1 protein-coding gene is annotated in these 1,074 nt (G+C 39.3%); it reads right to left on the reverse strand.

Annotated elements, in window-relative coordinates:
* Positions 1-106: 106 nt before the first annotated feature.
* A complete protein-coding gene (locus ACFQ38_RS11330) occupies positions 107-838 on the reverse strand; it encodes a TraR/DksA C4-type zinc finger protein (RefSeq protein ID WP_381480951.1) in 732 nt (243 codons plus the stop codon).
* Between the last annotated feature and the right edge of the window lie 236 nt (positions 839-1,074).

Genomic DNA, 1,074 nt, shown 5'->3' on the forward strand with positions numbered 1-1,074 from the left:
AAAGCGTCCGCCCTGTAGCGCAAATCAACATTACTCAGCGGTATCTAAGTAAAAGGGTGACGTGCAAATCACATCACCCCAACATTTGATTTAGAACCTTTTTATATTAGTCATTTAGGTAACTGTCTTTCCGATGATATGGTATATCTCCGAGAGGAGATTCGATTCCTTCATCATCTAATCTTTCCTCATATTCTTCCGATATCTCGGATTTAACGAAACCGCGGGATTGTCCAGTAATGTCCGTGCTGACAAATTCTTCCATTTCCTCCGCCGCGCCATCCATGATCTTATCATCATATAAAGTATTATAGTCATCATGATCCTCTGTAAAGTCTGATGGTGTTTCCGATGTCCCTGACTTCGCTATTTCCTGAAAACTGTCTTCACTATCACGTGCGATGCCTTTGCGTCGGTCTGCAAAGGAATTCGGTCTTGCCATGATCAATATGTCCTTTTCTGAAGGACGATCATGTGCTATTTGTTGCTCGGTGGTATGTTCTTTGCATCGTGTGGCGTAAGGAATTGCTTCTAATCGTTCTAAAGGAATTTCCTCATCACATATCTCACATCTCCCATATGTCCCGTCCTGAATTGCCTGAAGGGCAATGTCTACCTTTTCTACTTCATCATTAGCGTGTATATTTAGCGCTAGGTCTTTTTGGCGCTCGTATAATTCAGTTCCCATGTCGCCAGGATGATTGTCATACATCGATAATTCTCCTACTTCATCTTGAGCGCTGCCTTTTAGATCTGATTCTTCTTCAGTCTTTGTTAATTCTTTCTTTAATTTCAACAATTCATTTTTAAAGTTGTTTATTTGTGTATTTGATAACATGCTTCGCACATCCTTTTCATTAGTGACGTTAGTATGGACATTGGTGGTGTTGTTCATATCCAATAATTCGTAGCAATTTTGTTTATCAATTCCCTTTTTGTTGACCTGTTTAAACCTGTTTTAAAACATAATAAAGGGGCTGTCCAATAAGTCCCTAAAATAGAACAGGTGGCGAAAAACGAATCGTTTTTCGCCACCTGTTCTTGTATTTTTCTCATTTAATACTGAAAGTAGCT

Origin of the sequence: Sporosarcina contaminans (genome assembly GCF_042679045.1) — a bacterium.
GTDB lineage: Bacteria > Bacillota > Bacilli > Bacillales_A > Planococcaceae > Sporosarcina > Sporosarcina contaminans.

What these genes read in the sequence shown, in the direction of transcription:
- ACFQ38_RS11330 (WP_381480951.1), bottom strand. Translation starts at nt 838, where the DNA reads ATGTTATCAAATACACAAATAAACAACTTTAAAAATGAATTGTTGAAA.